General features: G+C 40.3%; 8 protein-coding genes. All 8 read right to left on the bottom strand.

Annotated elements, in window-relative coordinates:
- Nucleotides 1–674: 674 nt before the first annotated feature.
- Nucleotides 675–1,070 carry a DUF3465 domain-containing protein gene (locus tag EXZ60_RS17845; RefSeq protein WP_017049506.1) on the bottom strand — a complete coding sequence of 132 codons (396 nt, stop codon included), beginning with the start codon at nucleotides 1,068–1,070 and terminating at the stop codon, nucleotides 675–677.
- A gap of 604 nt (nucleotides 1,071–1,674) precedes the next feature.
- Nucleotides 1,675–2,139 (bottom strand): GNAT family N-acetyltransferase, encoded by a 465-nt coding sequence (locus tag EXZ60_RS17850; RefSeq protein ID WP_096036985.1) that lies wholly within the window; start codon nucleotides 2,137–2,139, stop codon nucleotides 1,675–1,677.
- Between the two features lie 134 nt (nucleotides 2,140–2,273).
- A complete protein-coding gene (locus EXZ60_RS17860) occupies nucleotides 2,274–2,966 on the bottom strand; it encodes a hypothetical protein (protein ID WP_277436085.1) in 693 nt (230 codons plus the stop codon).
- Between the two features lie 132 nt (nucleotides 2,967–3,098).
- Nucleotides 3,099–3,443, bottom strand: a complete 345-nt coding sequence (locus EXZ60_RS17865) for a hypothetical protein (protein WP_088729555.1) — start codon at nucleotides 3,441–3,443, stop codon at nucleotides 3,099–3,101.
- 144 nt (nucleotides 3,444–3,587) lie between these two features.
- Complete coding sequence (locus EXZ60_RS17870) at nucleotides 3,588–4,052, bottom strand: ASCH domain-containing protein (RefSeq protein WP_017049405.1); 465 nt, start codon at nucleotides 4,050–4,052, stop codon at nucleotides 3,588–3,590.
- A gap of 676 nt (nucleotides 4,053–4,728) precedes the next feature.
- A complete protein-coding gene (locus EXZ60_RS17875) occupies nucleotides 4,729–5,220 on the bottom strand; it encodes an ATP-binding protein (protein WP_080538342.1) in 492 nt (163 codons plus the stop codon).
- A 136-nt stretch (nucleotides 5,221–5,356) separates the two neighbouring features.
- A complete protein-coding gene (locus EXZ60_RS17880; RefSeq protein ID WP_080608926.1) occupies nucleotides 5,357–5,833 on the bottom strand; it encodes a hypothetical protein in 477 nt (158 codons plus the stop codon).
- A 1,215-nt stretch (nucleotides 5,834–7,048) separates the two neighbouring features.
- Complete coding sequence (locus EXZ60_RS17890) at nucleotides 7,049–7,465, bottom strand: GFA family protein (RefSeq protein WP_274011798.1); 417 nt, start codon at nucleotides 7,463–7,465, stop codon at nucleotides 7,049–7,051.
- Nucleotides 7,466–7,926 lie beyond the last annotated feature (461 nt).

A 7,926-nucleotide genomic window follows, 5' to 3' on the forward strand; every position in this document is an offset into this window, starting at 1 on the left:
CCCTAAATTTACCTGAGTTGCATAACGCCCGGCTAAGGGGTTGACAACGCACCGCCGAACTTAAAAAACACACCGTAAACACTGAACTTCAATTTTGCACTAAAGTCGCCACGCGTTGGCAATCCCTCTTGAGCCGTTTGTTATGCAAATTCAAGTAAGATAAACTGACTTTACTCGATCAAAAGCCACGATTGCAATGGTTGAGTGATTCAAGAACCAACCCAAGCCAGAGCCATGATAAATAAGCCGCCAAAACAAAGCCCACCTTTCAACAACCAACCAAGCTTTTGAATGAGACAAACTCAACAAGCAAGACTTTCAGCAAATGCAAAATGCTCGATAAACTTGCCCTTTCCACACTTTGCGCACGCTGAATTGGCAACAAACCAGCACCAAAACTCATTGAGGCAAACAAAGAACCTTGCCTGTTTTACGGTTTGAGTTAACCACGAATTTGAGGGTGAAAGTGCTCATTTGCCGACAACACAAAACGAATGGCCGGAGAAACCTAAAAAGATTGAACTCCTAAATTTACCTGAGTTGCATAACGCCCGGCTAAGGGGTTGACAACGCACCGCCGAACTTAAAAAACACACTGTAAACACTGAACTGCAATTTTGCACGAAAGTCGCCACGCGTTGGCAATCCCTCTTGAGCCGTTTGTTATGTGAATTTTACTCGTACGTCTTGCCGTTGTGCTTTAACCAACCTTGCGGGTGTTTATTGTTTGGATCCTTGTGCGTCCAGTGCATGACACCGCCTTTTTTGTTCCATTCATATTCACCGTAAAACTGGACTCGATCGCCAACTTTTAGATTTGGAACCCTAGGAGCTAAATCAATATTGTGAGCAACAAGTAAAGTTTGTTTGCTGTCCAGTTTCAATATGAATTTTTGGTGCCTACTTCCTTCGTTGTCATCAGGTAACAAGCGAATAACTGTGCCTGAGCCCTGAACTTGAATATCACTTTGATGATTTTCATACGCATTTTTTAACTGATGATCATTAGCTTGAGCACCAATCGAAGCTAGACAAAAGACGGCTATAAATATAGCGATTAACTTCTTCATATACTCAATTTCTCCAATTCACATAACGCCCGGCTAAGGGGTTGACAACGCACCACCGAACTTAAAAAACACACCGTAAACACTGAACTTCAATTTTGTACTAAAGCCGCCACGCGTTGACAATCGCTCTTGAGCCGTTTGTTAGGCCAACCAATTGACACCGACACTTTCACAACCAAAGAACAAGGCTTGTTTGAAAACTGAAAACCAACTAAGCGATTCATTTATAAACCAAAATCTCAAATCAGCAAAGAAACCAAAAAACTCAAATTGAGCGGTTTGGAAGAAAAGTGACGAGCGTAGCATTCTCGGCGGACGTTTGGATGCTGAAGGTTATTTTGCCGCTAAATTCACAACGACAAACAACCCAACGCGATCAAGAAACAGCAAATATGTGATGACGAATTATGGCTTAAGTTAAGCCACAAAACATGGAATTTACTATTCAATTCAAACCCGATTTAGCTGATAAAAACTCACTTTGCCTAACGCCCGGCTAAGGGGTTGATAACGCACCGCCGAACTTAAAAAACACACCTTAAACACTGAACTTCAATTTTGCACTAAAGCCGCCACGCGTTGGCAATCCCTCTTGAGCCGTTTGTTATGAAGCAATTTCACACGCCATACTAACGAAGTTTTCATCACCACTATCTGTGATTTGGTAGCCTAAACTACTATAAAAGCCTATGGCTGATTTGTTGCTTTTAAAACTAGATAATGTAATGAGATTTCTATTTGCTTCAGCAGCTAGTTGATGGATGTGATTGATAACCTTAAAACCCAATTTTTTCTTCTGATGATCTGGAAAGATGATCAACAAGTGGATATGAAATGCTTGATCGTACGGTTTGAAGCAAATAAGACCGACTCTTTGATTTCGATAAGTTACCCAATAATACCAGCTATGCTGATATTCAGTAGTTAAGCGATGATACTGGTATTCATCATCCCACCCATAAATGGGTTCAACATGAAGTTTAAGAGCTTGCTTTGTCGCCGAAAATACATTGCAAAACTCTGATTGAGCTACTGGTTCCAGTACGATATTTTCATGTGGTTTAGTCATGATTGCCTCCTGCTTCATAACGCCCGGTTAAGGGGCAGCCAACGCCACAACCAAGCTTACGCATAACACCGTAACCACAAAAACCAACGCATAATAAAAATGCCACGCGTTGGCTGTCCCTCTTGAACCGTTTGTTAGGCATTTTCAAGTTCAGGACCCAGTTGTTCTATGAACTGAGATAAGTTTTGAAAGCACTTCTCTAAAAAAGGCGCTACTTCCATTTGTTTTCCATGGAACTGTATCATATTGTTTTCTACGATATCTGTCTGTCCAGATACAGGCTTAATCTCCGTACTCCCATCTGAGTGAATAGTAACATCATCTTGGAGTACACCATTAACTCGGTTACCAGTCATAATAACTTGAGAGCCAGTACCTACTCTTACAATAGGAACACCTCCCTGATAAATAGTTTTTGTTTTTTTGTTCTCTGTTTTGCTTAAGCTATTGTGTTTGACATCATTTGTTAAGCTGCACAAATCAACCAACCACGAGTCTCCTGATTTAAACGGTTGCATATCTAGCAACAATTTATGCACGATAGGCATCGTAGCATCTAAACTTGGTAAGTTTTTTTTCACACTATTATTAAAATGGTTTTCTCTTTGACCATATGGAAAGTAAACTTTAGCGGGAATTTTTTTAGAGGTGAGAGTTTTCAATTTACTCTGAATATCTTGAGCAGCATAATCTAAAACACTACGTAGGTTTTCCAGAGTATTTTTAAGCGCTACTTTTTTTATTTCTCCACTTTCAGCTTGCTTACATATTTCAACTATTTCATCACGGGAGTGCTCCAGCAAATCCCTAATATCTTGATTGTACATTTATACTCCTTATGCCTAACGCCCAATTAAGTGGTGAACAACGCACTGGTCAAGCCGCTGCATTGCACCGTAAACACTTTACCTGACGCATAATAAAACTGCCACGCGTTGAGAATCCACTTGAATTGTTTGTTAAGTTTTTTGTACAGCGATAAAAGGCTGAATGGCTATTTGCTTTAAAGTTGATGGATTTGCCACGGACACACCCAGCTCATTAGAAAACAAATAAACATTTCCCTTTCTTGCTTGTGACAATAGTATTTTAAATTCCTTAGCATTTCGCAATAAAACCCAACGACTATTATATTGCACGTAGTAACCAGAACGTCCTTCCAGATGATAAATTGTCCTCTCACATCCTTTTACTATTTCAACATTAACCCACTTACCATTCTCCTCACGAACCTCACATACCCACATTAAGGTTGAAGCATGAACTCGATATCGAAAATCATTTTCTGGAGCAATTTTGATCATATGTCCTCTTTATAACTTAACGCCCAATTAAGGGGTGAGCAACGCTACCACCCAACCTAAAGCATTGTACCGTAAACACTAAACTTGAAGTAGAAGCAAAAATACCAAGCGTTGGGAATCCCTCTTAAATTGTTTGTTATATTTTTATTTATAGACGACCTTGAAGCGTTCTAAAACCAACAGCATATCCTCTGTTGGCTCAATACCCAGTTCATCGCACTCTAAGCCAAAAAATTTCCAATGAGCTTCTCGCCACCACTTTAATGACTTATCACCCTCACCTTCTTCTGCTGCAAACTCCTCGGTCACATCGCTGTATTTACATTTACTGACTGAGGTGAGTTCGATGATACAGATTGGTTTACCGTCCCAGTTCGTCACTACTTGAAGATGACCAACTTCTGGCATGGGCTCCCCTTCGTGACTGTACCAATACTCCAGGCTACACGAGGCACGCTTTTCTCCGCGCAATATTAAGTCTGCACATACATTGGCGTTGTACTCATCGGCGCAGAAATAGTCCGCACTGAAAGAAGTATATTTTTCCGCAGTTTCACTAGGTAATGAGCTTAGATACTCGCTCAAATAAGTCTGAATTCTTTCTTCCATGATCTCGAATCTCAATTAAAATATAACGCCGCATTAAGTGGTGAGCGACGCTAAACACTAATGCCTCGGCAAACCACTTAAAACACAAAAACTGAATTTACACTAAAGCCGCCAAGCGTTGCGAATCCGTCTTAAATGCTTTGTTATGCAAATTCAATAAGATAAACATAAAGTTACACTAAATTTGATTAAGAAAACAATCAAAATATTGGTTAAGTGAGCCAGGAATCAACCCAAGCCTGAGCCGTGATAAATAAGCCGCCAAAACAAAGTACAACTTTCAGCAACAACCCAAGCTTTTGAGTCAGAAAAGCTCAACAAGCCATTCATTCAGCAAGTACAAAATGATCGATTAACTTGCCCTTTCCACACTTTGCACCCGCAAAACTGACAACGCGCCAACGCTAAAACCAATTGAGGCAAACAAAGAAATTTGCCTATTTTACGGTTTGAGTTAACCACGAATTTGAGGGTAAAAATGCTCATTTGCCGACAACACAAAACGAATGGCCGGAGAAATCCCAAAAGATTGAACCCCTAAATTTACCTGAGTTGCATAACGCCCAATTAAGGGGTGAACAACGCCACCACCCAACCTAACGCATTGTACCGTAAACACTAAATTTGAAGTAGAAGCAAAAGTGCCAAGCGTTGTGAATCCCTCTTAAATTGCTTGTTATAAGCGTGGTTGAGTATCCCGATGAACCCAAACAACATTTTCATTCGACACCGGTATTTCAAACCAAGACCAGAACAATTCCAACATTTCAGGTGTCATTTCATATGACTTGCCATCCAAATCTGAATTGCGTGAAAATGCTCTTTCTTGGCATGTTTCGAAGGGAACATCAAGATAATGAACTTCACTCTCAACGCCCACTTCTGATGCCCAACTAGTAAAAGTGTCTCGGTCAGCTTTGCGCCAGAAACCAAAATCGAAAATAACTGGGACACCGAGAGCAAAAAGTTGGTGAGCAGAGTCTTTGAATAAGTCTTGAAGCGTAGCCAAACGACTGTCGAAGACTTCACGCTCCATATGTTCACCGTATAAAGGAATCATCCATTCATCGATGGAGAAACGAAAGGCTCCATGCTTATTTGCAAGCTCCTTAGAATAGGTAGTTTTACCTGAACCAATAAAGCCGCATACGAAATAGATTTTGGTCATAATTCCTCTTTAGCTTATAACGCCCAATTAAGGGGTGAGCAACGCTACCACCAAACCTAAAGCATTGTACCGTAAACACTAAATTTGAAGTAGAAGCAAAAATGCCAAGCGTTGGGAATCCCTCTTAAATTGTTTGTTATGTTTTATCTGTATGTGTGTGTAGTTTGCCAAAATAGAAACCTACTACTACTAGTGCAATATTCCCAAGTTCATTAGGTATTTCATAACCCATTACTGGCAATAAACACAATGACCCCAAAACTAAAATAGCAAGAATTGACGGTATATTGTCAGTGAGTTCCTTAAAATTACTTTTACCATTTGGAATTATCCAACGAACCAAACCACTTAGAATCAACAAAACTAAAATAGGGCTTACAAGAGCTAACCCCTTATCTGCTATTGGAAGAACCTGCTGCCAAATTGTCAGTATCAATGACTTGATTTCTTCAGGTAATGAAGCATCTCCAGAGCCTAATAGATCGAACAAGGCGAATAAATAACCCAATGCAAGTACTACTAGCACAATGAAAGGCAATAAGATAATTGTCCCAACTAATGAGATAACACTCAAAAGGACCTTTTCGACTGCTGTTTTCTCTGATTTTTCCAACTAATCAACTCTCATACTTAATTTTATAGATAAACATAACGCCGCATTAAGTGGTGAGCGACGCTAAACACCAACGCCTCGACAAACCACTTAAAACACAAAAACTGAATTTACACTAAAACCGCCAAGCGTTGCGAATCCGTCTTAAATGCTTTGTTATGCAAATTCAATAAGATAAACCAGAAGTTACACTACATTTGATTAAGAAAACAATCTAAATATTGGTTAAGTGAACCAAGAATCAGCCAAAGCCTGAACCGTGATAAATAAGCCGCCAAAACAAAATCCACCTTTCAACGACAAACCAAGCTTTTGAATGAGACAAAATCACCGAGCAAGACTTTCAGCAAATGCGAAATGATCGATTAACTTGCCATTTCCACACTTTGCACCCGTTAAACTGACAACGCGCCAACGCTAAAACCAATTGAGGCAAACAAAGAAATTTGCCTGTTTTACGGTTTAAGTTAACCAAGAATTTGAGGGTAAAAATGCTCATTTGCCGACAACACAAAACGAATAGCCGGAGAAATCCCAAAAGATTGAACCCCTAAATTTACCTGAGTTGCATAACGCCCGGCTAAGGGGTTGACAACGCACCGCCGGATTCAAAAAACACACTGTAAACACTGAACTTCAATTTTGTACTAAAGTCGCCAAGCGTTGGCAATCCCTCTTGAGCCGTTTGTTATGCAAATTCAATGAGATAAACTGAATTTACACGACCAAAAGCCACAATTGCAATGGTTGAGTGATTCAAGAACCAACCCAAGCCAGAGCCATGATAAATAAGCCGCCAAAACAAAGTCCACCTTTCAACAACCAACCAAGCTTTTGAATCAGACAAACTCAACGAGCGAAAACTTCAGCAAAAGCAAAATGCTCGATTAACTTGCCCTTTCCACATTTTGCGCCTGCCAAACTGACAACGCGCCAGCGCTAAAACCGATTGAGGCAAACAAATAACCTTGTCTGTTTTACGGCTTGAGTTAACCACGAATCTGAGGGTAAAAATGCTTATTTGCCGACAATACAAACGAATGGCCGGAGAAATCTAAAAAGATTGAACCCCCAAATTTACCTGAGTTGCATAACGCCCTGTTAAGGTGTGAGCAGCGCAGTACCGAAGTCCCCGCATACCACCTTAAACACTAAACGCAACGCATAGTAAAAATGCCACGCGTTGCGAATCACTCTTAAACAGATTGTTAGCTGCTAGCCTGGCTGCTTAGGAAAGACCTTTACATTATTTGGTATATGGTACCAATCTAGTTTTTCACTAACCCAAACATGCGCTTGAGGTTCGAAAATATCAGCTGACGACAGAGCAATTGGTTTTAGTTTTAACTTAACGGTTTCCGGTGAATCTGGGTTGAAATGGTAAATTCTGTTTCCACAACTTGGGCAGAACATCGCACAGTTACGATTGCCGCTATCTGCTAAACGCTCCCAACTTTTCAGTTGACCAGAAAACTCTATTTTCGCCGTATCAATAACTGCTGTAATGCTAAATGGGCTAGTAGATAGTTTTTGACACTCTGTACAGTGACAAGCAAAGACCATTAATGGCTTTTCATACAATTTATAGGTAACTTGTCCGCACTGACATGCCCCCTGAAGTGGATAGTCCATTTATTGTTCCTCCTCTGAACATCGATGGCAGCTAACGCCCGGCTAAGGGGTTGACAACGCATAGCCGAACTCAAAAAACACACTTAAACACTGAACTTCAATTTTGCACCAAAACCGCCACGCGTTGGCAATCCCTCTTGAGCCGTTTGTTAGGCCAATCAATTGACACCGACACTTTCACAACCCAAGAACAAGTCTTTTTGTAAAACTCAAACAAACTAAACCATTAATTTATAAACTAAAACTCTAACTTTGCAAAGAAACAAAAAACTCAAATTGAGCGGTTTGGAAGAAAAGTGACGAACGTAGCATGCTCGGCGGACGTTTGAATGCTGAAGGTTATTTTGCCGATGAATTCACAGCGAAAAGTAACCCAACGCGATCAAGAAACAACAAATATGTGATGATTATTTATTGCTTAAGTTCAGCCATGAGAACATGGAATTTACCGTTCAATTTCA

The organism is Vibrio sp. 1151_11 (assembly GCF_029478525.1).
Taxonomy (GTDB): Bacteria; Pseudomonadota; Gammaproteobacteria; order Enterobacterales; family Vibrionaceae; genus Vibrio; species Vibrio anguillarum.